Source organism: Bacillus sp. GbtcB14 (assembly GCF_019091205.1).
Classification (GTDB): domain Bacteria; phylum Bacillota; class Bacilli; order Bacillales; family Bacillaceae_G; genus Bacillus_A; species Bacillus_A cereus_AG.
The window spans coordinates 619657-644535 of sequence record NZ_JAGXJT010000002.1; the positions used below are offsets into that span (position 1 = coordinate 619657).

Here is a 24879-nt window from a genome sequence, read left to right on the forward strand (position 1 = left end):
GAATCCCCCACTGATTAAAGTTTCACTTCATGTTAAAATATGTATTAGATTTAATTATGTAGGAGGGCTTTTTTGAATACTATATTCATTTTCATATGTATTATATTAGTAGCTTCTATTTTACAAACAAGTACAGGTTTTGGCTTTTCTATTATGGCAACACCTTTCTTACTCATGTTATTTCTACCACAAGAAGCTATACAAATAAATATCATTTTATCATTAATTATTTCCATATCACTCATTTGGAAAATAAGAATGGATATTGATTTTGTACTACTGAAAAGGTTAATTTTCGGTAGTATAGTTGGTGTTCCTTTTGGTATTTTCATCTTCATTTCCATTAACATCAACACGTTTAAATTAGCAATTAGCATCCTCCTCTTACTATTAACGTTGATGCTAATATGCAACTTTAAGATTAAATCAACAAAATCTAGAGATTTCTTAGTGGGCGGATTATCCGGTCTTTTAACAACAAGTATCGGTATGCCAGGACCACCCCTGTTACTGTACTTTACAGGAACTGATACGAAAAAAGAGAAGCTGAGAGCAACTACGTTAGCTTTTTATCTGTTTATATATTTCATTAGTTTACTAACTCAAATACTCTTTACTGGAACGGACATAACAATTTGGAAATCAAGTTTTTATGCAATTCCAATTGTATTTTTAGGTTTGTTTATAGGTCAGATTATTTTCAAATGGCTTAATCAACGGATTTTCAAAATATTTACGTACATCCTTTTGAGTTGCACGGGGGGTTATCTTCTTATTGAAAGTTTGCATTTGTTATAAATAAGTTTTTCAAGATAATAGATGCTTTAGATTGTGTAATTACTATATTTTTAAGTGCAGTGGAGTATTTCACATCAAAAATAAGAAACATATTTCCGAGGTACAAAATCATAAATAAAATACTAACTAAACGATAAAAAGCGGCTATTTTGCCGCTTTTTATTTTCACATTAAATATTTAAAAACTAGAAGTCCAGCTATCGCTATTACAAACACATTGAAAAAAATCATCCAACTTTTTTCAAAATCTTTATATCTCTCTTCTTTCACTCCACATTGTTTTAGCTTTCCAATTAAAATTGTTAATTCTTGATTATACTCTTTACTTCCTAATTGTATATAATTGTTATTTATTTTAATTCCATATACATTTTTCATTTTTTTATGTTGCGAAACTGCTTGAATTGAGTTTACTAGTACATCGTATTCATTTAACCTTTTAAAATAACAATCTAACGCTATAATTTGTAACCTTGTATTAGTTAAAACAATGTAATAATAAAATGTAGCACCTGTGGTAAATATATTAGGAATAACTTTAGAATTTACAAGGCTCCCTTCTTCCACTAATATTTCACATTCGATTTCTTCCCCTTCTTGCAACTCTTTCCGAACTGATTCTTCCAACATTTGTACCGTTAATTTCTTCAATAACTCCCCGTTTTTCACATAATACTTATCTATATTTATAGACTCATTCGCTTCTTTCTCTAAACGTACAATTTCTTCTTCTGAATATTGGAGCTCATTTAACATAGATAATAATCTTTTATCCATATTACACACTCCCTTTCCACAGTTTTTGAAGTTTTTTCTTCCCACGAGAAATTCGATTGTATATATAATCAGCCGTTACTTTTAATTCTTTTGCAATATCGTCAATGGAATATCCATCAATATACCTCTTTAAAAAGATATATCGATCCTTCGTATTTAAATCTTGTACGATTTTCATAATCTCTTCTTCTTGTTCTATTTCATACCTATCATGGATACCTGTATCTACTTCTACATCTTTATCGATTTTATTCTCTTTATATACTTTCTTTTTATATTCCAATGCCTTTAATTTAGTAATACCAATCATCCAAGATTTTAAGTTGCCCTTTTCTATATCAAATTGGTCGATATGAAACCAAATGACAGTAAATACATCATTATAACAATCATCCACATATTGTTTTTCAATAGGGGTACTTAATGATTTATGAATAATGTACAAAATTAATTTTCCATATTGATCAATCACTTCTTTCAAAGCATCTTGATCGCGTTTTTTCATAGCTATAATTAAATCCTCTTCAGAATCGAAAATCATAAACATCTTCCTTCCTCAGTTCCCCTTTAGCAGCTGCTTTTACTTACTATTGGCATTTCATTCTCATTTTCTATCACTTTTGTAAAAATTTATTAATTTTTATTCCTATGTATAGGATAACAAATAAAATACCTAAGTTCAGAAAGTGATATCTACATTCTGAACTTAGGTATTAACAATTAAATTATTCACTTATACTAACGTTTCATCACAAATCTCTATTACATTTTTAAAGTATTGCAAGTTCTCCTTCACTTCAGCTTCGTTAAATAAATTGAGCTGCTTCATTATTTCAGCAGCAAATTCAACGTACGCAGACCCTACCGCTGTTATGATTTTTCCATCAACAGTTACATCTTTATTTTGTTTAAATTCCCATTCATGTAAATGCGCTAATTGTTTTTCATCTGATGTTAATGATGTTGAGAATTTCTTCTTATTAAGCACGCCTGCTGCATGTAGTAGAGCTGTTCCTGCACAAATTCCTGCTATCCACTTATTTTGCTTATGTAATTCGTTCACAATAAATAAAAGTTGTTCATTTTCTAAATGGTGAAAAATATGCCCTCCTGGTACGATAAACACTTCATAGTCCATTACTTCAACATGTTCTATAGAGACATGTGGTTGACACAAGAAGCCACCTTCTCCTGTAACGTTTTTTCCATCTACAGTTGCTGTTATTATTTCAAATTCCTTACTTATCAAAAATAAACTCGCTATATTCACTTCAAATTCCGCAAATCCATCAAATAAAAAGATTAAAGCTTTTTTCATATTATCTCCCCCTCTATACTTATTCGAAGACAATTATCTTTCTCCTCCAAAAAAAGGCAGACCTGCATGCAGGTCTGCCTTTTTACTCATTTCTTATTAAATCCTTTCTCACTTAAAAACTCTTTCATATGCATTCTTTTTTCTTTAGACATAAACGAGCTCATTGATTCCGTCCATGTTACGCTTTTCTTGTTTGATGATCTTTCTTTATAATACGCACTCATCGTTTCATCGTATTCATTTAATAATTCATCATATTTCTTTTCATCATATCCATTTTCATGAAGGATTGCCGCTACTGGTAACCGTGGTTTCACTCCATGATCTTCATCTGGTACACCAACTGTCATTCCGAACACCGGATATACTTTATCTGGTAAATGAAGCAATTCACTCACTTCTCTCGGATTATTTCGAATACCACCAATATAACAAATACCGTAACCTAACGATTCTGCTGCTAACGCTAAATTTTGTGCAAAAAGTGAAGCATCTACCGTCGCTACGATAAAGTCTTCTACTCCTTCATGCTTTATTTCTGTACCATGTTTTTCACATGCCATTTCAAGTCGTTTTAAATCTGCACAACAAACAAAGAATGCTGCGCAGTCTTTCACGTGACGATTTCCGGATAGCTCTGCTAATTTAGCCTTTAGGTCTTGATCAGTTACATATATAACAGAATAGGCTTGTACAAAATGCGAGGAAGCGGCATGTTGCGCAGCTTGCACCATTCTTTCTACTACATCTTTCGGAATTGATTCTTCTTTATATTTACGAACTGAAACGTGTTGCTCCATTTTATGTATAATCTCATTCATGAAAAACACTCCTTTTTTCTCTTCATAATGAAAAATTAACATATCTTTTTCAATATTCACAACTTATAAGCACAAAAAGAGCAATTCTTTTTGAATTGCTCTTTTTAAAACGCCTATTAGTACGGTAAATGAAATTATACGAACGATTTTTCAAAAATATTGACTTACCGGCAAGTACCGACATATTTACGGCAAATTATTTCTTGGCTTATTACGCCGTTTTCAAAACTTTAATACCTTTTACGATATTCCAAATGAAGTAATAAATCCCTACAAGAATGAATACTGCATATGTGATCATCATTCCAATTCCAGCACCGTCAGATTGATTGAATCCTAAACCGTATATTCCTGATATCGCTAATCCTCCGAATAAAATTGCATACGGGGAAACATGTGACCAAAATGCTTTTTTTGCGTGATATTTCACTTCATCTTCTGCAACGAAGTACACGATAATTGGTAGTAAAAATGGTGCAAAAAAGATACTAAAGTAACATAGTGAAGATAATATATTATTTCCTTTCATCCGATTCACCTCTAAATGTTTTTGTTATCTTCATTATGTCAGGAATCCATTCTAGAAACTATCGCTTTACCTTTCACAAACATGACATTTTTGTAAGATTTTCATCAAAAATAATCCCGCCTGGATTTCCAGACGGGATTATTTTTCTCTATATTCGATTCATAAACCAATATTGCGTAATGGCTAAATACTCTCGTATATTCGATGGAATGACAATTGGTTTCGGTGTTTTGGCCGGAAGACCTTCTAATTGTAACCCTTGTTTTGCTGCTATTTTTTTCGCTCTAAACATATGGAAATCGTTTGTTACGATCATTCCCTTTTTCATATTGTCCGGAATTAACGGTTTTGAGAATTTAATATTCTCATCTGTACTCGTTGATTTATCTTCCATTATGATTCGGTCTTCTGCAATTTTTAGTTTCATTAATCCATTTTTCATTGCTAATGCTTCTGAAATATCTTCCCCTTTTCCTTTCCCTCCAGATACTATAGCAATTGTTTTCTCATGTGATTGTAAATATTCAGCTGCTTTATCAATACGATATTGCAATGAGTATGATGGTTTCGTTCCGTTGACTTTCGATCCTAATACAATTATATAATCCGCATCGTAGGTCGCATTCATTTGCCCATGTTTATAAATGTTATATTGTAAAAATCCCGCATAAACGGCGCAAACCATTATAATTCCTATTATATACTTAATTATTTTCTTTTTTTTCATATCCGTATACTCCTATGTTCTTTGCTTCTTTCATCATAATATCCATTTATTTGTTTGTATACAGACAAATTCCAATTCACCCTAATTTATCCTCTAGAAAGTAATATTTATATTCCTTTCGGGAACAGTAAGTACAACTTTGCACGAAGGAGTGTCTCTATTGCTTCTCTTTTTATGTAACGTATCGTTCTTTTTTATCTTATTTCTACTATCACTTAAGATGCTCGGTAAATCTGCTTTAGCACAACTAACCCCTCATGATTTTGGTGCTATTATCTTTTTGTCTTATTTAGCTTTTCAAGCCATACCAGTCTCTGGTGCTTTGCAAGCTTTTCTCGGTATGGTCGTTATTACCTGTTTGCATTTAATCCTTACAAAATTAAGCCTATTCAACAAACTAAATCGTTTCATTCTCGGGCACCCCATTATTTTAATTAAACATGGTGATATTATTTTTGAGAACTTACAAAAAAGTAGATATCCAATTGCTGAACTACTTTCTAACCTTCGCGTCGCAGGATACCCAAGTGTTCATGAAATTGAATACGCTATTTTAGAAGCAAACGGAGCCATTAGTATTTTACCAAAGCGTGAACTTGTACCATTAACTCCAAAAGATTTAAACATAGATGTTAAGTATGCTGGATTACCAATTGCCCTTATCGTTGATTCGCAAATTCAATACGATAACTTAAAGTTAATTCATAAGGACGAAAAATGGCTATATAAAGAATTAAAAGAAAAGGGCATCACTAATATTAAAAGCGTTGCTTTCGCATCTGTTCAAGAAACAGATGGATCTTTTGCAATTAGTCTAAAAGAATAAAAAAATCCCCTTACTTGTTCAAGGGGATTTTCTTCATTATATCGCTTCTTTCTCTCCCGCCATATTTAATGGAACAGGATGTTTCATACGATTCATCGTAAATACGATAATCGCTGTCAATACTTCAGCTACTGGCATAACGAGCCAAATTCCATTTATCCCAAATAATTTTGGCATAATCCATAATAATGGAATAATAAATAGTAACCCTCGGCTCATTATAATCAGCACTGATTTTGTCGTTTGTCGCACTGATTGGAAGTACTCTCCATACACAATGTTATAGCCTAAAAATACATATTGGATAAAGAACAAGCTAATACCCGTTAATGTTAACTCCAATAGCTCTGGAGATTGGACATCAAATAGACCAATAATATATTTCCCAAAGAATAATCCGACAATTATTGCAATACCACCGAGTACTACCGCAATTTTTACAGCGAACTTTAATCCTTCGCGCAGTCTCTCTGATAAATTTGCCCCGTAATGGAAGCTAGCAATTGGTTGCAATGCAGCACCTACACCAAAGAATAATAGTAATGTCATCGCATGAATACTATTCACCATCGCATAAGAAGCGACTCCTACTTCTCCTGCATATTGAACGAATGCGATATTAAAACCGATTGTTACAATCGCTACTGTACTTTCTGCTGTAAAGCTTGGGAAACCTATTATCATAATTTGTTTAACTGTACTCCACTCAAAATGGAATTTCGTCCATTTTAAAATACTACTTTTTCTAAAGAAGTGCGTTAATAATACAAGGAAACCAATCGCCGCTGAAAGGATAGTCGCTGAAGCAGCACCTGTTACACCCCATCCAAAGATGAAAATAAAGATATAGTCAAACACTATATTTAATACAGCCGTTACGACTAAACCTGCCATTGCTAAATTAGGATTTCCATCGTTACGTATAAATGTACTTAAAATATTTTCTAAAACATATATCATTCCAAATGTTAATAACACATGTAAATAGTCTAGCGCATACGGTAAAATCACTTCATTTGCACCGAATACGTATGCTAAATCTTCTATTCTCCATAAACAAATCGCTGCTAAAACACCTACGATAATTACTGCTACCGTCATGGATTGCGTAAAAATAGACCTTGCTCTTTCTATTTTATTTTCACCTAGTGCAATGGAATATAACGTTGCCCCGCCCATTCCAATCCATAATGAAATAGAGAAGAAAATTGAAAACGCTGGAATAGCCACGTTTACTCCTGCTAAACCGTTTGCTCCAACTCCTCTACTAATCATAACCGCATCAATTACGATATTAACTGACATTAATACCATTCCTAGAACGGCTGGTATTAAATAAGAAATAAATAAACTTTTTATCGGTTTTTCTCTTAATTTTTCTGTTGCTTCCATACTCTAATATGCTCCTTTTTTTCAACGCTCTTTCCTTAGTTTAAACCTTCAAGTAACTTGAAGGTCAATAGAGAATTTGAAAAATAGGTAACTTAATTATCGTGTTTAACGCCAATTTGTAATGATACAAGCCCTACAACTTTTCGCTTTATTTTTTCATTATAGGAATTTGAATTTCTGTTACTTGTTCCTCTGGGTCATCTGTTACAGACCAATCAATTAATGCAATCTCAATCGCATCTCCACTTACTTCGTATCCTTCTTGATCAATATATTTTATTAACTTCTTATACGTTTCATCAGTTTCTTCATATGGTCCATGATGGTATACACAAGCGAACATGCCTTCTTTAATTTCATCTGAACTATGCACTTGAAAAGGCATGTAATCCAGCAGAATAAAAACACTACTATACGCTTGGAACTCATTTTGCATTAATCCTTTTTTAGCAACTGTTACACCGATATCTCCAGAAAATAAGCTATCATCCATTTGCTTCATATTTTTTTGCAACGAATGGATATAGTACTCAAACATATCATCCGTCGTATCCGGGGCAACCGCAATTGCTGTAATGTTTCGCTGTGGGATCTCTTTCATTACCATTTGTTCAGCTTTTGCTTTTGTTGCTTCCTTAATTAAATGAATTCTATGCTCCATTTTCGCCAAAGCGTACTCAATTTCTCTTTGTTTTTTCAACATCATTTCTTGTTGTTTTTCCAGTAAATTGAGTGCGTATGCTGGGTTCCTTTCATCAATATATTTCTTAATTTCCTTTAATGGAATATTTAATTGGCGTAAAAATTTAATTGTATCTAATAGTGAAAATTGATCGATTGTGTAATAACGATAATTTGTTTGCGGGTCCACAATGGACGGATGAAAAATTCCTTTTTCATCATAATACCGTAAAGTAGATTCCGCTATATTATGCATTTTTGCCATTTCTCCAATTGTAAAGCGTTTATTTAATAACATATTTCTTTCTCCAATTCATAAAAATGTAGCCCTATTTCTTCTTATTATATAGTGATTCCGATACGATAAACTTAACTAAATCTATACAATTCAATCAAATTTACACAAGTTAGTGCTTCATCGTGTTCTCGCAGCCCCAAAGGGACGAGGGGTATAACACTCCACACGAGGCAGTATCGTTACCTCCTATTATCAAGCATTTATTTTATCCATCTTGATAAATTTATCGCAGCATTTACATCCCTATCGTGATGGCTATTGCATGAAGCACAACGCCACTCACGTATTTTTAAACTCCACTGTCCTTCTGGTTGAACTGAATGGTCATATTTTACTCCACAACACGAACAAATCTTGCTTGAAGCGAACCATTTATCAGCTTTTACATACTCAATGCCGTACTTCTCACACTTGTATGATAAACATTGAAAGAAGAAGTGTAATTTTTGAAAGGAAAATGCTTTCGATAGTTTTTTGTTTTTTAACAGGTTTGAGATAGATAAGTCTTCCACAACAATCCTCATTGGTTTGGTTTTCACCAATTTAGCTGTTGCTTGATGGATATGGTTATTTCGGATATTCATAATTTTCCTAGATAACCGCAGGTGCTCAGCTTTCGCTTTTTCATATCCGGCCGACTGAATTTTTACACCTTTTTTAAATCTCCTAGACATATCTCTTTGTGCTGATTTTTTCCTTTTCAAAAGCTTTTTAACCTTGGCATCTTTATTTATATTTCGTTCTTTCGTACCATTAGAAGCTACAAACAGCTCTTTTAAACCAACATCCACACCAATCGACTCATTGGTTAGTTCTTGTGATTCAAAGTCTTCTTGGAACCCTACACTAATCCACCAGTGACGACCATCAAAGGTAACTCTTGGATTGGATGTTTTTTTGTTTCTTGGTAGTTGTTGGCTTGTTTTCACTTCTCCAATGGACTGAATATGAACTACTTTCTTTCCTATAATCAGTCTTTCATAATTGGCATAAAATCCTTGGATTACATCTTTTTTGGATTTATAAGAAGTGTGATAATCGTTTTTATACTTTTTGAACGAATGTTTCCTCGCCGTATCAAAATCTTTTGAAGCCTGTTTGAGAACTTGTGCGTTGATGTCTTTTAACCACTCATATCTCTTTCGCTTCTTGATCTTTGTAAATCGTTTCTGTAAAGCTAACTGTGAAACAGATTTTCCAAATAGCTTATAGTATCTATCACTCATTCTTTTACAATAGTTATAAGCGAATCTTGCAGCACCAGCATGGTTTCTAAGCACTTTTTCTTGTTCAGGCGTTGGAATCAGTCTGACTTTCTTCGCCAATATCATCAGAATGTAACTCCTTTAATGAAAGATTTGTTCTTCTGAATAGTAGCGTGTTCCACCAGCATTCTCCTAAGACGACTAGGATACAAACCTGTTAATTCCGATACTTGACTAACTCGTGAAAATTTCATTATTATTCTCACCTCATTGAATCCAACGTAGCACATACGTTCGATAAATTCAATAAAGTTTGATAGATTCAATAAAATTTATCTCGTTCAACTAAGGGCGCAATTCCTTAGCCAGTTCTCTTATGAACTTCTCATGTTTTCACATGAGCGCAGACTATATGTTTATCTACTTAGAGATAGCATATTTTTCCATCACCATAGGCTTGTGGTGTACTCTCGTCAGTTATACGAGATAATCGCCTCGAATCATCTTATCTATTTTGACTTAGACGATTCGAGGCGGAAGACCCACTGTTCTAGTGTTTAGGATTTAACCTTGCACCATCTGATTGATTTTTCTGCTTTCGCAACATTCACGCTCACCATTTCTAGCCACGTTGTAGTTCAATCAGCTTTAGGGATTGCCCGCAGTTAACCCTCACTACTAGCCAATCACTTGACTAGCAGGGCTTACTGATATATTTAATTAACTTTGGTTATAATTGGTTAAATAAATCATAACAGTTAGTTACCCTCCATACCTAAATCGAATCCTATCATGAAAATCTGCTATTTTTTCATTGATTTTTCATGCATTTTATTATATATTAATTACAGGTTCAAATTACGAGTTCAAAAGAACTTGTAATCAGACCCTTTGTTTAATGGGTTTTACATATTTTCATTAGGCAAATTCCGAGAAATCGTATGATAAAAATAAAAATGATGAGGAGAGGATCCGATGGAATTCGAATTTTTCTTTCAAATTGCACTTATTTTATTAAGTACAAAGCTTGCTGGTGATCTTAGTGTTAGATTAGGCCAACCTTCTGTACTAGGTAAATTAATTGTCGGTATCGTTATCGGGCCAGCTGTATTTGGTTGGATTGAAAATTCAGAGCTTTTAACACAATTAAGTAATGTCGGTGTTATTCTTTTAATGTTTATGGCAGGACTTGAAACAGACTTAGATGAATTAAACGCAAATCGTAATTCCTCTTTAGCTGTTGCCCTTGGAGGTATCGTTCTTCCATTCGTAGGTGGTTACGTTTCTGGTCTTGTTATCGGAATGGAACAAGGAAATGCTGTATTTTTAGGATTACTTCTATGTGCGACAAGTGTTAGTATTTCCGTACAAACACTTCGCGATTTAGGAAAAATGAAAACGCGCGAAAGTACAACTATGCTTGGCGCAGCTGTATTTGATGACATTCTTGTTGTTATTTTATTAGCATTTGCAATGAGCTTCTTAGGTACAGACGATGTTAACTTAACAATGATTATATTGAAGAAAGTTGTATTCTTCGCTTCTATTATTTTAATCGGATGGAAAGGTGTTCCTGCGATTATGCGCTGGTTATCACCACTACGCGTATCTGAGTCTATCGTGAGTGCGGCTCTTATCATCTGTTTCTCATTCGCATATTTCGGCGAACTATTAGGAATTGCTGGTATTATCGGTGCTTTCGCAGCTGGTATCGCTATTTCTCAAACGAACTACAAACATGAAGTAGAAAAGAAAGTAGAACCAATCGCTTACGCTATGTTCGTTCCAGTATTCTTCGTAAGTATCGGTATGAATATTACATTTGACGGTATTGGCGATCAAATTTGGTTCATCTTAGCATTAACGGTTATCGCTGTATTAACGAAACTAATTGGTTGTGGTGTTGGTGCACGAATGACTGGATTTGACGCTAAGTCTTCTGCTATTATCGGTGCTGGTATGGTTTCTCGTGGTGAAGTTGCACTTATCATCGCAGGTACAGGACTTTCATCAGGTCTATTAGCACAAGATTACTTTACAGCAATCGTTATCGTCGTTATTTTAACTACTATGATAACACCACCAATGTTAAAATACACTTTTGGTGCAAAAGATAAAGCAATGAATGCAAGTAAATAAGTTTTATATAAAAAAAGGAGATTGCTATCTTATAAGATAGCAATCTCCTTTTTTATTTTATCTTTAAACAATTCCATTCGTTTTTAACCAGTTTTCAAAAATAGTTCGTGCTTCTTCATCATCAACATCATTACGAAATGAATACACCATAATTCCATAATCATCGATATATTCACCTAACTTCATTTCCTCCACTTTCTTATAAAAATCACCTGCCTCGTAGTGCGGAATATAAGCATCCCAAACCGGTTCATTTATTCTTTTGTACGCCGTCACTTCTAAATCATATCCATCTTCATAATATCCGATGTGATAATGTTGATTAGGATCATATTTCTCCATAAAAAACTCCTCCTACTAAACAAAAGCGAGCTGTAATCTACAGCTCGCTCGATTCATTAAATGCGTTCCATCGCTGTCTTCAACGTTCCAACAACAAAAGCAATTTCTTCACTTGAAATAACAAGCGGTGGTGCTAATGTTAAAACGTTATTATATCCTGCTGTTGTCATACCGTTTCGTCCAATAATTAAACCTTTTTCTTTACAAGCATTTACAACACTTGCAATTTTGTCGTTATCAATTGGCTCTTTCGTCTCTTTATCATTTACTAGTTCAATTCCAACTAGTAGACCTTTCCCTCTAATATTCCCAACAAGTGGATGCTCTCCAATTTCTTCTTTTAATTGCTCTAATAAAAGCGAGCCCATTTGTGCAGATCGCTCAATTAAATTTTCATTTTCCATAATCTCTAAGTTTTTAAGCGCTAATGCACAAGCTGCAGGATTTCCACCAAATGTATTAATATGACGGAAGAATTCATATTCTCCCTTCCCTTTAAATGCTTCATATATTTCTTTTTTCACAGCTGTCGCTGATAATGGTAAATATGCGCTCGTAATCCCTTTTGCCATCGTAATAATATCTGGCTGAACGTCATAATTCATAAATCCAAATGCTTTTCCTGTACGTCCGAAACCGCAAATCACTTCATCGCTAATGAGAAGTGCACCGTGTTTTTGACACGTTTCATGAATAGCTTTCATATAGTCTTGTGGCGGCATTAAAATGCCTCCGCCCGTAATAATTGGTTCCATAATAAAAGCTGCAATCGTTTCACTTAATTCCCATGTCATAACGCGATCTACTTCTTTTACACATTCTACATCATAAATATTCTCGCTTTCTATTCCAGGCATACGATAACAATCTGGAGGCGTTACATGTAGAAATCCTGAAGCAAATGGCTCATATTGATATCTACGCTGTGCTTGTCCCGTCGCTGCCATCGTTGCCATTGTATTTCCATGATACCCACGGTAACGTGACATAAACTTATAACGATGCGGTTCACCTTTTTGAGCATAGTATTGCCTTGCTATTTTAAAAGCCGTTTCGTTCGCTTCCGAGCCACTATTAGAGAAGAAAATAACATACTCCCCTCCAAGCCACTCATTTAATTTTTCTGCAAGCTTTATAGCTGGTTCATGCGATTGTGACATCGGAAAGTATGATAATGTTTGTAATTGCTTATATGCCGCCTCTGCGAGTTCTTTTCTTCCATATCCACTATTCACGCACCAAAGACCACTCATACCATCTAAATATCTTTTCCCTTCTATATCTTCAACCCAGCACCCTTCTGCTTTTGCCCCTACCATTGTACTATTTGGACTAAAGGGACGCATTCCGTGCCAAACATATTGCTCATCTTTTGCTAATAATTCATCAGTCTGTTTCGTTTTCATCATTTCTTCCACCTTCCATAACAACTTATTTTTCACAAAAGCTGCGCTGGTACCATGATGATTTAAATTTCTCCCTACTATTTTCATTCCACAAAATTAAGACAAAATCCTACTAACAATACAGTAATATTTACAAGAAAATGACAAAAGAAAAAAGAGCTTTTCTTATCTATCGAAAAGCTCTTCTTTTATTTAATGCGAAGACGCATCGCTAATGCCATGACCGGTATTAGATTTCACGAGAATTTCATCAAATTTCGCTGCATCTTCTTTCTTACTAGATAAAATGGTTCCTAAATATGCTGCAAGGAATCCGAGCGGGATTGAAATAATTCCAGGTGTCGTATATGGGAATATCGCTTCTCCAACAAATATAGCTTTTCCAGCTACAGGGTTCCAAACATTCGGGCTTAACGCTACGAGAACAATTGCTGATACAAGACCAACAACCATACCCGAAATGGCACCTGTTGTATTGAAGCGCTTCCAATATATTGTGAATAATATAACTGGTAGATTTGCACTCGCTGCAACTGCAAATGCTAATGAAACTAAAAATGCTACGTTCAATGTTTGAGCAAATAACGCTAGTATAATGGATAATACCGCTACTCCAATAGACGCATAGCGAGCCATTGACACTTGCTCTTTTTCCGTTGATTTTCCTTTACGAATAATCTCATTATAAAAATCATGTGCAAATGCTGATGCTGCCGTTAATACAAGACCTGCCACTACAGCTAAAATCGTTGCAAAGGCAATGGCTGATACGAAAGCAAATAAGAAATCTCCACCTAACGCTTTAGCTAATAAAGGTGCTGCCATATTACCAGCAGGGTTTGCTTTCATAATTGCCTCATTCCCTACAAATGCCGCTGCCCCAAATCCTAAGAAAATTGTCATAATATAAAATGCGCCAATTAACCACGTAGCGTATACAACAGATTGACGTGCTGTTTTTGCATCACGCACTGTAAAAAAGCGGACAAGAATATGTGGTAATCCAGCTGTACCAAGAACTAGTCCTAAATTTAAAGAAAGTGTATCAAGACCATCCTTATACTTTACTCCTGGATTTAAAAACGAATCTTTTAATGGAGTAGCAGTTTTCATTTGAGCGAACATTTCAGTCACACTGAAATTAAATTTGGAGAAAACGATAACAGAAATAATAAACGTACCAGCCATAAGTAATACAGCCTTAACAATTTGCACCCAGCTCGTCGCAGTCATTCCGCCAAAAATAACGTATACTGTCATTAATGTACCAACGATTAAAACGGATGTCGTATATTCGATCCCTAATAATAATTTAATAAGTGCACCCGCACCAACTAATTGTGCAATCATATAAAAAATCGAAATCGTCATCGTATTAAGCGCTGCAACACCGCGAACTTTTTTCGCATCAAAACGCGCTGCAATCATATCCGCTAACGTGTACTTCCCTAAATTTCTAAGCGGTTCTGCAACAAGGTATAGAACAACTAAATAAGCAACTAAAAAACCGATACTATAAAAGAACCCATCAAACCCAGTTAATGCGATCGCTCCGGCTATACCAAGAAAAGACGCAGCAGACATGTAATCTCCCGCAATGGCCAGACCATTTTGCCAACCAGTTAATCCCCCTCCAGCTGTATAAAACTCACTCGCATTTTTCGTTTTCTTCGATGCAAAATAAGTTATGACGAGTGTACCAAGAACGATGATTAAAAATAATGAAAAAGCGGTTATATTCAAAGTTAGCCCCTCCCTTTTTGCATATCTTGTAGAATGTTTTGTGAGATTTTATCAAAGGATTCAGCTTTTTTGCTATAAATCATACATAAAGCCCATGTCATAATAAATTGTGCAAACGCAAATACCCACGCCCACGTAACATCACCAAATGCCGGTGTATTGAGCACCTTTGAATACGATGTTAAAATAGGTAATGCAATAAAAAAGCTTAAAAAGAAAATACTCATCGGAACGATAAACTTCTTTTTCGTATTTAATAGCAATTGAAACTCTTCTGACTGAACAACCTCTGTATAATTCACCTCATTTTGTAACTTACGTGCTGACGTATCATCTCTTTTCATTCCCATTCCCCTCTCTTACTGAAAATACAATTCCCCCTTGCATACCTAAAGGCTAAATTTTATAAATATTCAGAAACTTATTTTCATTTTAGACAATCCATACATTCCTGCAAAGATTTTTCGATAGACATTTTTCGGCAATTTCCCCCAAGTTTTTAATATATTTTTTCAACATAAAATTTTTGCTTTTCAACCCGTACCAATCGAGCTTTTATTCTCGTTAAAACAAAACAAAAAGTAGTGCTTATCGCACCACTTCTGTTTTTTTCTCTTTTTCTAAATTACGTGCTGTTTCGCTTAATTCAACGTCTTTTCCGTCTTTAAGCGTTCCAAATAGGAAATCGAATACTGGATTGGAAACACCAAACCAAAACTTTTCATTTTTATAATGGTGTAATATGTGCTGTTTTTTGAGCCATCGTCCAAACTTAGTGAACGGACGAATCGGCTTATGTGCAATATAATGTTTCCATTCATAAACGAGAAGCATGATAATCATTCCAATTCCGAATGAAAGTGTAATAGTAACACTTTTCGTTATACCATATGCTATAAGTAAATATATAGTAAAGCTAGGTATACTAAACCATACAGGCAAAAACAATAGTTTTAAATCATCTGGATATACATGATGATCATAATGTAATCTTCTTAACATTTTTAATAAAAATACGTTTTTAGGTGGCTTTAAATGGAATAAAAATCGATGTGTCATATATTCGTTAAGCGTATAAAGAGCAATCCCAAATAAACACGCTAACATACCAATCCATGTGAATAATTGCATTTTTAAAATAATGATGAAAATAAATAAAATACTATACATAATAACGATATCATGTTGTAAAAAGAACTCTTTCCCCACCCTCTTCATCTTCCTTCCCCCTTTTCTAAAAAAACAGCCGCAACATATCGTTACGACTATTTCTTTTATTTTTTATTCTTATTCTATTCACTTTACAAATTTGCCTGCTGCTCTATTGTCGAGAAAAAATTGTTCGATCCAAATATATTTTGTTTTGGAATAATATGTTCCACCGCAAACACTGTTACTTCTCCTCTTTGTACCTCTCCAATAATGAGCCCAAATATTTCATGATTCAGCGCAAACGTTGGTTGCTTTGTTTGTAGTAATCTTGCTGCATTATGAAATACCGCTTCATATAGTGGATTCCTATCAGTAATTTCTTTTCGGATTTTTGGTGCCAACGTAATAATAATTTCTTTTCCGTCAATAGTGGTTCGATACATAAAAATCTCCCCTTCAATCTTATGTGAACAACTGTAAAGCTTTGTATGCAAAATGGATAGAATATCCTACTAAAATAATCCCTGCTCCGGCTGTTATATAGCCAAGTGCTTTTGGCTTTAATAAAGTTCTGCCAAAATGGACAGAAAAAGCAATATTTAAATTCCATAAAATAATGCCAACGATAATACACAGACTGTACAAAAAGGCTTCTTGTTTCGTTACCTTCGTAAGCAATGAGCTAAGTGTACTTCCGTATATACCAAACCAAAAAACAAGATTTAATGGATTGGATATCGCAATTAAAAAACCTGCCATAAACGATTGTTTAAGACCACCTACCTCTTCCTTTTTATATTCCATATTCGAGTGGGAAATTCCTTGTTTTACACTTTGAAATCCTAAATAAAATAATAAGAAAAAACCTGTGCAATACATAAAAGCTTGTACATATGTATACATAAACACAGAAGATAAACCGAAGTAGATGAGAAGCATAAACAAAATATCTGCAGTCATTCCACCAATTCCAACAACCCACGCATGCCAAAAACCTCGTTCAATTCCTCGTTTTAACATTTCAATATTAATCGGACCTACTGGTGCAGCTAATGAAATACCTAATACAATTTGTTGTATAATCGCTCCAAACATCGCTCTATCCTTTCTACTTCCTTTACTATTAAGTAATGATGTAATAATTAAAAATAGACTAGCTTTCATCAAAATATTTACTACTAAAATACCCTTTTTTATCCAAAATATGCAAAAGAGCCATCTAGATGATGGCTCTTACTTTTCTAACTTATGAAGAAAAGGACATTTTCCTTTTATCGGCTCTACATCGTCTCCTATGAAGTATTGTTTCCATTCACGATGATCTGGATCACCATAATGACTAATGTTAGGATGTTTCGGAAGCTGATCCCACTTTTCAACTCGATCTCGGACCGTTTGTCTTGAATATGCTCCTTTAGGACGATCCCCTTCTAATCCATCAAAGATGGTGCGTGGTTGAAACCCAATAACGAGAGAACTTCCTAAATGCCTAGTTTTTCGTTGTTTATAAGCTGGCGCATTTCCAAATGCGAATATTGGTTCACCACCAAATGAAAATTCCCATAAGTAATGGTCTGGGTCTTCAGGAATTTGCTTCGGCCATGTTTGGTCATCTTTTTCATGTAAATATTGTAGTACTTTCCAAAAGTAATCACGATAATATTCCAGTGATTGCTCTTCACATTCCGGTTCCACAAAAAGAAAGAATCCTCTTCTTACAATTGGGCGCTCTTTCATTAACTCTAAAAAAGATAACATTGTATGTGGCAAATGACTCCAATCATTATGAGAGAGAAATGAATAACGAAGTTCATTCTTTTTCAAAGCTGTTAAGCCGAAATAACACGGGAAAGTTGGTTCTAGCACAACACTCGAAAAATTTTGAAATTCTTTTGTAACCCAATTTGGTATGTCAGTTCTCGTTCTCATTCCTTCATTATCTAATAAATAAGACTCATTCATTCTTTCTTTCACCTCATTATGTATAGCATTCAATTAAGAATATTACATACTCGGCCTGTCCTATACCAATTTAAAAATTCGGCTGGAAAATTATTTAAAAATAAAAAAAATAAAACCGCTTACTTGACTAATTTCTACCAATTCGTGTATATTTAAATTAATCATTTAGCAGAATATTCAAGATTATAGCATTTTTAGTTTATATTATCTTTCAAATGAATTTCACTAAATGAAAAAAGCAAATGTTTTTAGGAGGAATTGTAACATGCAAGGAAAAGTAAAATGGTTTAACAACGAAAAAGGTTTTGGATTTATCGAAATGGAAGGCGCTGACGATGTATTCGTACATTTCTCTGCTATTCAAGGTGACGGCTATAAAGCTTTAGAAGAAGGTCAAGAAGTATCTTTCGATATTACTGAAGGAAACCGCGGACCTCAAGCTGCTAACGTAGTAAAACTTTAATCCAACATATAATAGGAGGTTACCTTACTTGGTAACCTCCTTTGTTATTCCTTTGTATATTTCCGTTTTACAGAGCAAAAACTATGTGAAATGCGCAATATACAAAGGAGGAAGTAATAATGGGATCAGAAGTAAATGATTTTGAAGAAGTGAAATTCCGTGTAGAAACAGCACAAAAAATGGTAGGGTCAGCGACAATTTCAATGGATCCAGATACATTAGAGCATGCGACTACTGCCGTAGAAGCCGCTCGCTCTCAGCTTGAAATTATGAAATCTGTTGCGACAGATTTAGATGAGCCATTTTTAATGAATGAGGAAAAGAAATTAAGTAAATGCGAGCATCAACTAAACGAAGCAAGACACTAAAAAACATCCAGAGAATTTTCTCTGGATGTTTTTTTCATGACAACTGTTCTCCATACTTTTTCAATGTTTCTCCAACTGTACATTGCCTAATACAAAAAGAATGAGCATAATATTTACTATTTGTCTTTCGATTATGTTCTCGTAAAAAACACCCTTCACAATATGTTTCTAATAAGTCATTTACCTCTGTAATGAGTTGCTTTTTATCCACCGTTGCACCTCTCTATTCGGTTATTTCTTTATGACTATCAATGACTTTTCCTTCTAATGCTTGCGTTGCTAATTGATGTGCTTCTTTATTTTGTTTTCTAGATATCGGCTCACATACAAGTTTTAATTTCATTTGCTTCGCTTTTTGTTCAATTTGGTCTAAATAATGATTTAAATGTTCATCATAACAAGGCCATTCCCCGGCCAATTGCTGCAGTACAACTTGAGAATCACCGCGAAGTGTAACTGCTTCATACTTAATCCCTAATTCCTCGAGTATATTCATGCCGTATAATAATGATGCATATTCTGCTTCATTATTATCATATATACCTTCAATATATGCATTACGGCGAATTCGGTATTTTGTATTTCCCTTTTTATAGTATACACATATACCTACTCCAGCTTCTTTCGTCTGTACATCATAACCACCATCAAAATAAACGAGTATTTCTTGAGGCTCTTCTTCTATTTGTTTACTCAGCTTTTTCATTTCCTTTAATGACCATTCTGCATCCATTTCATCATAAAATGATAGTTCTTTCACTCTTCCTGTTTTCTCGAAATCCTCTGCAAATTGCAATACATCTTCTATGTTCATATAACCTGTCGTTAATTCCGTCTGCAAACCGCGCTTCGTTTTATACAACCAATGGATTTTATATTTCATACTAGATTCCCCTTATATAAGACTTCTTATATGTAGCCAGCTAATGAAAGCCTCACTTTATTTTATTATATTGTATCAAGAGTCACAGTATTATATTCAATTTGACTCCATACAAAAAGAGCTATCCCTATAGGAATAGCTCTTTTATCTATTACATAAATCTTTCAAATTGTACTCGTTTATTAATCCAGTACATTACAGGCATACCAATCGCCATTACAACGAATTCACCCGCTGCACATGTTAACCAAGTCCACATAAATGGTAGATCAAATGCAAGATGAAGTTCAATTGCAATCATAAACATTGTAATTGTAAAAATAACTGTATTAAAAACCATACGAGCCCAAACACCTTTAATAAATCGCATAGAAATAATCGTCGCAACTAATGCAAGAATAGATTGCCCTACTCCAAATACTAAATCGTAAGCGATCATAGGTGAGAAAAAGAGATTCGTTAAAAATACACCTAATACAATTCCGTAAATTGCTTTCTTATTAAATACAACGAGATGATTAAACATCTCTGAAATACGAAACTGTACACTCGTAAAGCCAAATGGCTGAATAAGCATAGAAACAGCAATATATAATGCCGCTAAAATACCATTACCGACTAAAGTTCTAATATTCATGACAAAATCTCCTTAGTTTTTTTACGTGGGATGGTTTCGAACCACGTTATTCGTTTTTTAAGCAACAAGATTATATTTTACGCGGTAGCCCCCCTTTCGTCAATAGATTCCTATCATGAACTACCTTTTTTCTTTTAGACAACGTATAATGAAATATATGAAAGATTTAGGAGGTTTTACTTCATGACTGCAACAATTCAAAATGAAAAAGTGATCGTTTCCATTTCTGACAAAGGTGCAGAATTACAAAGCGTTCGCTTAAAAGAAGACAACACTGAATACTTATGGCAAGGCGATTCTACTTATTGGGGGCGCCGCGCACCAATTTTGTTCCCAATTGTCGGCCGATTAGTAAATGATACATACTACGTAGATGGTAAACCTTATTCTTTAACACAACACGGCTTTGCTCGTGATCTTACATTCTCTGTAAAAGAACAAAGTGAAACGAAAATCACTTATATTGTAACTAGTAATGAAGAAACATTAAAAAAATACCCATACGAATTTGAGTTACTTGTTTCTTATGAGCTAGACGGACAAATCGTTCATGTAACATATGAAGTGAATAACCCTACTTCAAAAGAGATGTTCTTCTCAATCGGGGCGCATCCTGGATTCAACTTCCCGTTATTAGAGGGTGAATCATTTACAGATTACCATTTATCATTTAATGGTTCTGAACGCTTAGAAACAAGTGTATTAGAAGGACCTTACCTTTCTAGTAAAAAGCAATTAATCGCTGAAAATACGAATGAATTGCCACTTACATACGATTTATTCAAAAATGATGCACTTATTTTTGAAAATATGAATACGGATGAAATCTCTATTCGTTCTCATAAACATAATAAATTTGTAAAGGTAGAATTTGATGGGTTCCCATTTGTCGGCGTATGGACACCAGGTGAGAACGCACCTTTCTTATGTATTGAACCTTGGTACGGAATTGCTGATGAAGTAAATCCAGCAAAAGATTTCAAGGAAAAAAAAGGAATTCAATCTTTACAAGCGAATGAAACATTTACATGTCGTTATAGTATTACAATCGGCTAAGTACCCTATCCCCTACTTCAAAGAAATATATAAGTAGGGGATCATCTTATCATTTGGAGGTTTCTCATTTTGATTGAAGTATATATTGATGGTGCATCAAAAGGAAATCCTGGTCCTTCTGGTGCAGGCGTATTTATTAAAGGGGTGCAACCAGCTGTACAATTATCATTGCCCCTTGGGACAATGTCCAATCATGAAGCAGAATACCACGCTTTACTTGCGGCATTAAAATATTGCACGGAGCATAATTATAACATTGTCTCTTTTCGTACAGATTCGCAACTTGTCGAGCGAGCTGTTGAAAAAGAATACGCAAAAAATAAAATGTTTGCACCACTATTAGAGGAAGCACTGCAGTACATAAAAAGTTTTGATCTCTTTTTTATTAAGTGGATTCCAAGTAGTCAAAATAAAGTCGCTGATGAATTAGCTAGAAAAGCTATCTTACAAAATTAACGGGGGTATGAGTGTGAAAAAAGATTGGATTGCTCCTCTTGCTTTATTATTTGTCTCTTTTATTTGGGGAGCTACATTTGTCGTCGTTCAAAATGCTATGTCTTTCGTTGGTCCATTTACTTTTAATGGTATTCGCTTTTTATTCGCTGGAATTATTTTATTATTCGTTCAAATGATTTTCTCAAAAAAAACTTCAAAACAAGATATAAAACAGAGTAGTCTCGCTGGATTAATCGTTGGATTCTTTTTATGCGTTGGCTATGTATTACAAACATTCGGCTTACTTTATACAACTTCTTCAAAAGCTGGTTTCTTAACGGGGCTTAGTATCGTTATGGTACCAATTTTGTCTTTTATCTTTTTAAAGCAAAAAGCTACCATTTTTATCGTAATTGGCATTGCTGTAGCAACAGCGGGTCTATACTTATTAACAGCTGGTGATTCTTTTCAATTAAATATTGGAGATATACTCGTTCTCGGTTGTGCAGTTGCTTTCGCTGCTCATATTCTTGTTAACGGCTTCTTCTCTAAGAAAATATCACCTTTATTGTTAAGCACGTCGCAAGTATTAGCTGTCGGGATGTTTTCTTCTATTTGTGCCTTTTTGTTTGAAGATTGGGAAAAATTATTTTCAGTATCACTATGGACAAATTCTTCCTTTTTATTTGCTCTATTTCTAACTTCCCTATTCGCGACATCCATTGCTTTTTTCATTCAAACATCCGCACAAAAACATACGTCTCCAACGAGAGTAGCAATTATTTTCGCAATGGAACCCGTTTTTGCTGCCTTAACAGGCGTTCTCGTTGCAAACGAACAACTTTCTGTTTCTGCTATTATCGGATGCCTATGTATTTTCCTAGGCATGGTTTTTGTTGAATTACCTTCCAAAACCAAAAAAGAAGCGCAGGCTGCGTGAAGTTACGCTTGTAACTTCCGCATAAAAGCCTTAGCGCTTTTTTTATCTGTAATATCTTCTTCTTTCAATCGTTCTAATAACGCAACAAAATAACTCCCATCGAACTGTAATTGATGTTTAATTGTCGCTTCTATTGCCGCGTTCACAATTCCATCAGATGCACCAGTATATCCTTGTCCGAACATGATAAACCCTTGTGCTTCCTCTGATAATTTAAATCCTTTCGTATGTAAGAATGAAAGATAATCCTCTACTGTTTGCATGTTATTCCCACCTACTCAAAAATTCTCCATCTCCTATCATACATGTTTTTACACGCTAAGAGAATGAAATTTATTTGACAACTTTGTAAATCTATCGTCTACTTCGCTTGCAATGAAGGATTTCCTATCAATATAGCGGAATATGTACAGTGGAACTTATTTCATATTAAAGGGGAGACACGATGAAACAGGCACTATTAATTATCGATGCGCAGCAAGAATTAATGGATGGAAATGAACAAGAAAATGAAGTGTTTCGTAAAATCGAATTATTATCTACACTAAATACAGCCGTACAGAAAGCAATAGATTCAAATGCCCTTATTGTTTTCATAAGGGATATCGATGTTGCTTCTGGCAGCGGAGAAGGATTTGAAGTACATAATCAAATTAAAGTACCTAAGTCTGCAATCCTTATTAATAAAGCAGCAACAAACGCATTCTATGGCACCTCTTTACTCGAACTTTTAAAAGAAGAAAAAATTAGCCATATCGTTATCGGTGGATGTAAAACAGAACATTGTATCGATACCGCTGTTAGAACGGCGACTGTACAAGGATTTGACGTTACATTAATTAAAAACGGTCATTCCACAACTGATTCTAACGTATTATCTGCAGAGCAAATCATTGGTCATCATAATAAAACTCTACATGGTCATTATAATGTTGATCATTTTTCAGTTGTTAGAGATGTCGAGGAAGACCTTTTTCAACCTATTCATGATCAATACCGTGATTAATAAAAAGAATCCTTCATTCAGAAGGATTCTTTTTCATCCAAAAATTTGTGCTGCAATGCTATACAGTTCATTACTCCTTTTTAATAATTTATCGCTATTTTTCATCATAATTGGTGGTGTATTCACCTTTTGAAAACCAGTAATCTCTAATTCTTTCACAAAATCTTTCTTTCCTTCTGGTACATCCATTCTTAATTTACCATGATGCCCTCTTGCTAAATAATGTACAATCCTCATTGCCATCGCATCATCTCTTGCAACGACTGGTCCTATTATTTTATTTTCTGGTGTTTGTATACTTAAACCATAACCTAATACATTTTGTTCCTTGTCCTTTACAACGATGCACTGTTCACTTTGCATCATTCTTTTCGTTAAAAACTCTTCTCTATTTGTTCCAAACGCACACTCATCCAATTTTATTATTTCTTCTAAATCACACTCTTCATAATTCATCATATAATCTTCATTTCCTACACAATAATCATTCACATTGTACGAGTTACATATGTATTTAGAAACATAGCTTACTACTCTAAATCCTAATTTTTCATATAGAGGCTTTCCCTCATCCGTAGCAATAAGCATAATGGGAGTTTGAACCGATACGCTCTTAATACATGAATTCGTTATCGCCTTTCCAATCCCTCTCCCCTTATAATCTGGATGTACAATGACCATTCCGATAGACGCTAATTTCTCCCCATATAATATTATTGCCGCGCTAGCAATTAGGCTCTCCCTCTCATTCCACGCACCATATACGATACCTGAATCAAAAATAGTCTCAATTTCTTCTCTGTTATAATCCCACCCAATATAAGAAGATAATGCTACAATATCGCCTATTTGTTCTTCCTTAAGACGTTCCACCCTAATTTCCAATTCAAGCATATTCCATCCCCTTATCTAGACATTTAAATCATTATTACCAAATCAACTTGTACATGTTTCCTTTTATTTGTCACACACATA

31 protein-coding genes and 1 riboswitch are annotated in these 24879 nt (G+C 34.3%); of the genes, 9 read left to right on the top strand and 22 right to left on the bottom strand.

Annotation, left to right across the window (positions count from 1 at the left end; all coding sequences use genetic code 11):
* Nucleotides 1-72: 72 nt before the first annotated feature.
* A complete protein-coding gene (locus KVT31_RS08120) occupies nucleotides 73-798 on the top strand; it encodes a sulfite exporter TauE/SafE family protein (RefSeq protein WP_088095847.1) in 726 nt (241 codons plus the stop codon).
* A 165-nt stretch (nucleotides 799-963) separates the two neighbouring features.
* Here KVT31_RS08120 and KVT31_RS08125 read toward each other — a convergent pair whose 3' ends face one another.
* From KVT31_RS08125 to KVT31_RS08150, 6 genes are all read right to left on the bottom strand, one after another.
* Entirely contained in the window at nucleotides 964-1575 is a 612-nt protein-coding gene (locus tag KVT31_RS08125) for a flagellar motor switch protein FliG (RefSeq protein WP_140392409.1), read from the bottom strand.
* A gap of 1 nt (nucleotide 1576) precedes the next feature.
* The gene (locus tag KVT31_RS08130) at nucleotides 1577-2122 is read right to left on the bottom strand and encodes a sigma-70 family RNA polymerase sigma factor (protein ID WP_140392408.1); all 546 of its coding nucleotides are present in this window, start codon (nucleotides 2120-2122) and stop codon (nucleotides 1577-1579) included.
* A 186-nt stretch (nucleotides 2123-2308) separates the two neighbouring features.
* Nucleotides 2309-2893 (bottom strand): DJ-1/PfpI family protein, encoded by a 585-nt coding sequence (locus KVT31_RS08135; RefSeq protein WP_088095844.1) that lies wholly within the window; start codon nucleotides 2891-2893, stop codon nucleotides 2309-2311.
* A gap of 86 nt (nucleotides 2894-2979) precedes the next feature.
* Nucleotides 2980-3714 (bottom strand): oxygen-insensitive NADPH nitroreductase, encoded by a 735-nt coding sequence (gene nfsA / locus KVT31_RS08140; RefSeq protein WP_088095843.1) that lies wholly within the window; start codon nucleotides 3712-3714, stop codon nucleotides 2980-2982.
* 211 nt (nucleotides 3715-3925) lie between these two features.
* A complete protein-coding gene (locus tag KVT31_RS08145) occupies nucleotides 3926-4243 on the bottom strand; it encodes a magnetosome magnetite crystal formation protein family (RefSeq protein WP_088095842.1) in 318 nt (105 codons plus the stop codon).
* A 148-nt stretch (nucleotides 4244-4391) separates the two neighbouring features.
* Nucleotides 4392-4970: a YdcF family protein gene (locus KVT31_RS08150; protein WP_088095841.1), complete on the bottom strand. Its 579-nt coding sequence runs from the start codon at nucleotides 4968-4970 to the stop codon at nucleotides 4392-4394.
* Nucleotides 4971-5130: 160 nt separating this feature from the next.
* Between KVT31_RS08150 and KVT31_RS08155 the strand changes: the two genes are divergently transcribed.
* Nucleotides 5131-5796 carry a DUF421 domain-containing protein gene (locus KVT31_RS08155; protein ID WP_075308853.1) on the top strand — a complete coding sequence of 222 codons (666 nt, stop codon included), beginning with the start codon at nucleotides 5131-5133 and terminating at the stop codon, nucleotides 5794-5796.
* A gap of 36 nt (nucleotides 5797-5832) precedes the next feature.
* On the opposite strand, the gene KVT31_RS08160 is transcribed toward KVT31_RS08155, so the two are convergent.
* The 3 genes from KVT31_RS08160 to KVT31_RS08170 form a co-directional block, all read right to left on the bottom strand.
* Complete coding sequence (locus KVT31_RS08160; protein ID WP_088095840.1) at nucleotides 5833-7188, bottom strand: MATE family efflux transporter; 1356 nt, start codon at nucleotides 7186-7188, stop codon at nucleotides 5833-5835.
* A gap of 148 nt (nucleotides 7189-7336) precedes the next feature.
* The gene (locus tag KVT31_RS08165; protein ID WP_088095839.1) at nucleotides 7337-8167 is read right to left on the bottom strand and encodes a MerR family transcriptional regulator; all 831 of its coding nucleotides are present in this window, start codon (nucleotides 8165-8167) and stop codon (nucleotides 7337-7339) included.
* 200 nt (nucleotides 8168-8367) lie between these two features.
* Complete coding sequence (locus KVT31_RS08170; RefSeq protein ID WP_217613518.1) at nucleotides 8368-9498, bottom strand: RNA-guided endonuclease InsQ/TnpB family protein; 1131 nt, start codon at nucleotides 9496-9498, stop codon at nucleotides 8368-8370.
* Between the two features lie 849 nt (nucleotides 9499-10347).
* Between KVT31_RS08170 and KVT31_RS08175 the strand changes: the two genes are divergently transcribed.
* Nucleotides 10348-11511: a cation:proton antiporter gene (locus KVT31_RS08175; protein ID WP_088095837.1), complete on the top strand. Its 1164-nt coding sequence runs from the start codon at nucleotides 10348-10350 to the stop codon at nucleotides 11509-11511.
* A gap of 63 nt (nucleotides 11512-11574) precedes the next feature.
* On the opposite strand, the gene KVT31_RS08180 is transcribed toward KVT31_RS08175, so the two are convergent.
* The 8 genes from KVT31_RS08180 to KVT31_RS08215 form a co-directional block, all read right to left on the bottom strand.
* Complete coding sequence (locus tag KVT31_RS08180; RefSeq protein ID WP_088095836.1) at nucleotides 11575-11853, bottom strand: DUF3986 family protein; 279 nt, start codon at nucleotides 11851-11853, stop codon at nucleotides 11575-11577.
* Nucleotides 11854-11909: 56 nt separating this feature from the next.
* On the bottom strand, nucleotides 11910-13259 hold the full coding sequence (locus KVT31_RS08185; protein WP_140392407.1) for an aspartate aminotransferase family protein: 1350 nt from the start codon (nucleotides 13257-13259) through the stop codon (nucleotides 11910-11912).
* A 192-nt stretch (nucleotides 13260-13451) separates the two neighbouring features.
* A complete protein-coding gene (locus KVT31_RS08190; protein WP_088095834.1) occupies nucleotides 13452-15002 on the bottom strand; it encodes a solute symporter family protein in 1551 nt (516 codons plus the stop codon).
* 2 nt (nucleotides 15003-15004) lie between these two features.
* Nucleotides 15005-15346 (bottom strand): DUF485 domain-containing protein, encoded by a 342-nt coding sequence (locus tag KVT31_RS08195; RefSeq protein WP_088095833.1) that lies wholly within the window; start codon nucleotides 15344-15346, stop codon nucleotides 15005-15007.
* A 244-nt stretch (nucleotides 15347-15590) separates the two neighbouring features.
* Nucleotides 15591-16220, bottom strand: a complete 630-nt coding sequence (locus KVT31_RS08200; RefSeq protein ID WP_088095832.1) for a sterol desaturase family protein — start codon at nucleotides 16218-16220, stop codon at nucleotides 15591-15593.
* An 83-nt stretch (nucleotides 16221-16303) separates the two neighbouring features.
* Nucleotides 16304-16597, bottom strand: a complete 294-nt coding sequence (locus KVT31_RS08205) for a hypothetical protein (RefSeq protein WP_000286360.1) — start codon at nucleotides 16595-16597, stop codon at nucleotides 16304-16306.
* Nucleotides 16598-16616: 19 nt separating this feature from the next.
* A complete protein-coding gene (locus KVT31_RS08210; protein WP_088096206.1) occupies nucleotides 16617-17249 on the bottom strand; it encodes a LysE family transporter in 633 nt (210 codons plus the stop codon).
* Between the two features lie 138 nt (nucleotides 17250-17387).
* The gene (locus tag KVT31_RS08215; protein ID WP_088095831.1) at nucleotides 17388-18116 is read right to left on the bottom strand and encodes a YqcI/YcgG family protein; all 729 of its coding nucleotides are present in this window, start codon (nucleotides 18114-18116) and stop codon (nucleotides 17388-17390) included.
* A 265-nt stretch (nucleotides 18117-18381) separates the two neighbouring features.
* On the opposite strand from KVT31_RS08215, the gene cspB reads away from it, so the two are divergent.
* Nucleotides 18382-18579 (top strand): cold shock-like protein CspB, encoded by a 198-nt coding sequence (gene cspB / locus KVT31_RS08220; RefSeq protein WP_001161731.1) that lies wholly within the window; start codon nucleotides 18382-18384, stop codon nucleotides 18577-18579.
* 119 nt (nucleotides 18580-18698) lie between these two features.
* Complete coding sequence (locus tag KVT31_RS08225) at nucleotides 18699-18947, top strand: DUF2564 family protein (protein WP_000534395.1); 249 nt, start codon at nucleotides 18699-18701, stop codon at nucleotides 18945-18947.
* 34 nt (nucleotides 18948-18981) lie between these two features.
* Here KVT31_RS08225 and KVT31_RS08230 read toward each other — a convergent pair whose 3' ends face one another.
* From KVT31_RS08230 to KVT31_RS08240, 3 genes are all read right to left on the bottom strand, one after another.
* Complete coding sequence (locus KVT31_RS08230) at nucleotides 18982-19158, bottom strand: zinc-finger domain-containing protein (RefSeq protein WP_000358801.1); 177 nt, start codon at nucleotides 19156-19158, stop codon at nucleotides 18982-18984.
* A 12-nt stretch (nucleotides 19159-19170) separates the two neighbouring features.
* Nucleotides 19171-19830 carry a ribonuclease H family protein gene (locus tag KVT31_RS08235; RefSeq protein WP_088095830.1) on the bottom strand — a complete coding sequence of 220 codons (660 nt, stop codon included), beginning with the start codon at nucleotides 19828-19830 and terminating at the stop codon, nucleotides 19171-19173.
* A 151-nt stretch (nucleotides 19831-19981) separates the two neighbouring features.
* The gene (locus KVT31_RS08240; RefSeq protein WP_088095829.1) at nucleotides 19982-20467 is read right to left on the bottom strand and encodes a QueT transporter family protein; all 486 of its coding nucleotides are present in this window, start codon (nucleotides 20465-20467) and stop codon (nucleotides 19982-19984) included.
* Nucleotides 20468-20473: 6 nt separating this feature from the next.
* Nucleotides 20474-20518: riboswitch (PreQ1 riboswitch) on the bottom strand.
* 132 nt (nucleotides 20519-20650) lie between these two features.
* Between KVT31_RS08240 and KVT31_RS08245 the strand changes: the two genes are divergently transcribed.
* From KVT31_RS08245 to KVT31_RS08255, 3 genes are all read left to right on the top strand, one after another.
* Entirely contained in the window at nucleotides 20651-21523 is an 873-nt protein-coding gene (locus KVT31_RS08245; protein ID WP_088095828.1) for an aldose 1-epimerase family protein, read from the top strand.
* Nucleotides 21524-21592: 69 nt separating this feature from the next.
* Nucleotides 21593-21979, top strand: a complete 387-nt coding sequence (locus KVT31_RS08250; RefSeq protein ID WP_000573873.1) for a reverse transcriptase-like protein — start codon at nucleotides 21593-21595, stop codon at nucleotides 21977-21979.
* A gap of 13 nt (nucleotides 21980-21992) precedes the next feature.
* Entirely contained in the window at nucleotides 21993-22898 is a 906-nt protein-coding gene (locus KVT31_RS08255; RefSeq protein ID WP_140392406.1) for a DMT family transporter, read from the top strand.
* Between the two features lie 2 nt (nucleotides 22899-22900).
* On the opposite strand, the gene KVT31_RS08260 is transcribed toward KVT31_RS08255, so the two are convergent.
* Nucleotides 22901-23161: a DUF6123 family protein gene (locus KVT31_RS08260; protein ID WP_088095826.1), complete on the bottom strand. Its 261-nt coding sequence runs from the start codon at nucleotides 23159-23161 to the stop codon at nucleotides 22901-22903.
* 182 nt (nucleotides 23162-23343) lie between these two features.
* On the opposite strand from KVT31_RS08260, the gene KVT31_RS08265 reads away from it, so the two are divergent.
* The gene (locus KVT31_RS08265; RefSeq protein WP_088095825.1) at nucleotides 23344-23904 is read left to right on the top strand and encodes a cysteine hydrolase family protein; all 561 of its coding nucleotides are present in this window, start codon (nucleotides 23344-23346) and stop codon (nucleotides 23902-23904) included.
* A gap of 33 nt (nucleotides 23905-23937) precedes the next feature.
* Here KVT31_RS08265 and KVT31_RS08270 read toward each other — a convergent pair whose 3' ends face one another.
* A complete protein-coding gene (locus tag KVT31_RS08270; RefSeq protein WP_088095824.1) occupies nucleotides 23938-24798 on the bottom strand; it encodes a GNAT family N-acetyltransferase in 861 nt (286 codons plus the stop codon).
* Nucleotides 24799-24879: the final 81 nt, after the last annotated feature.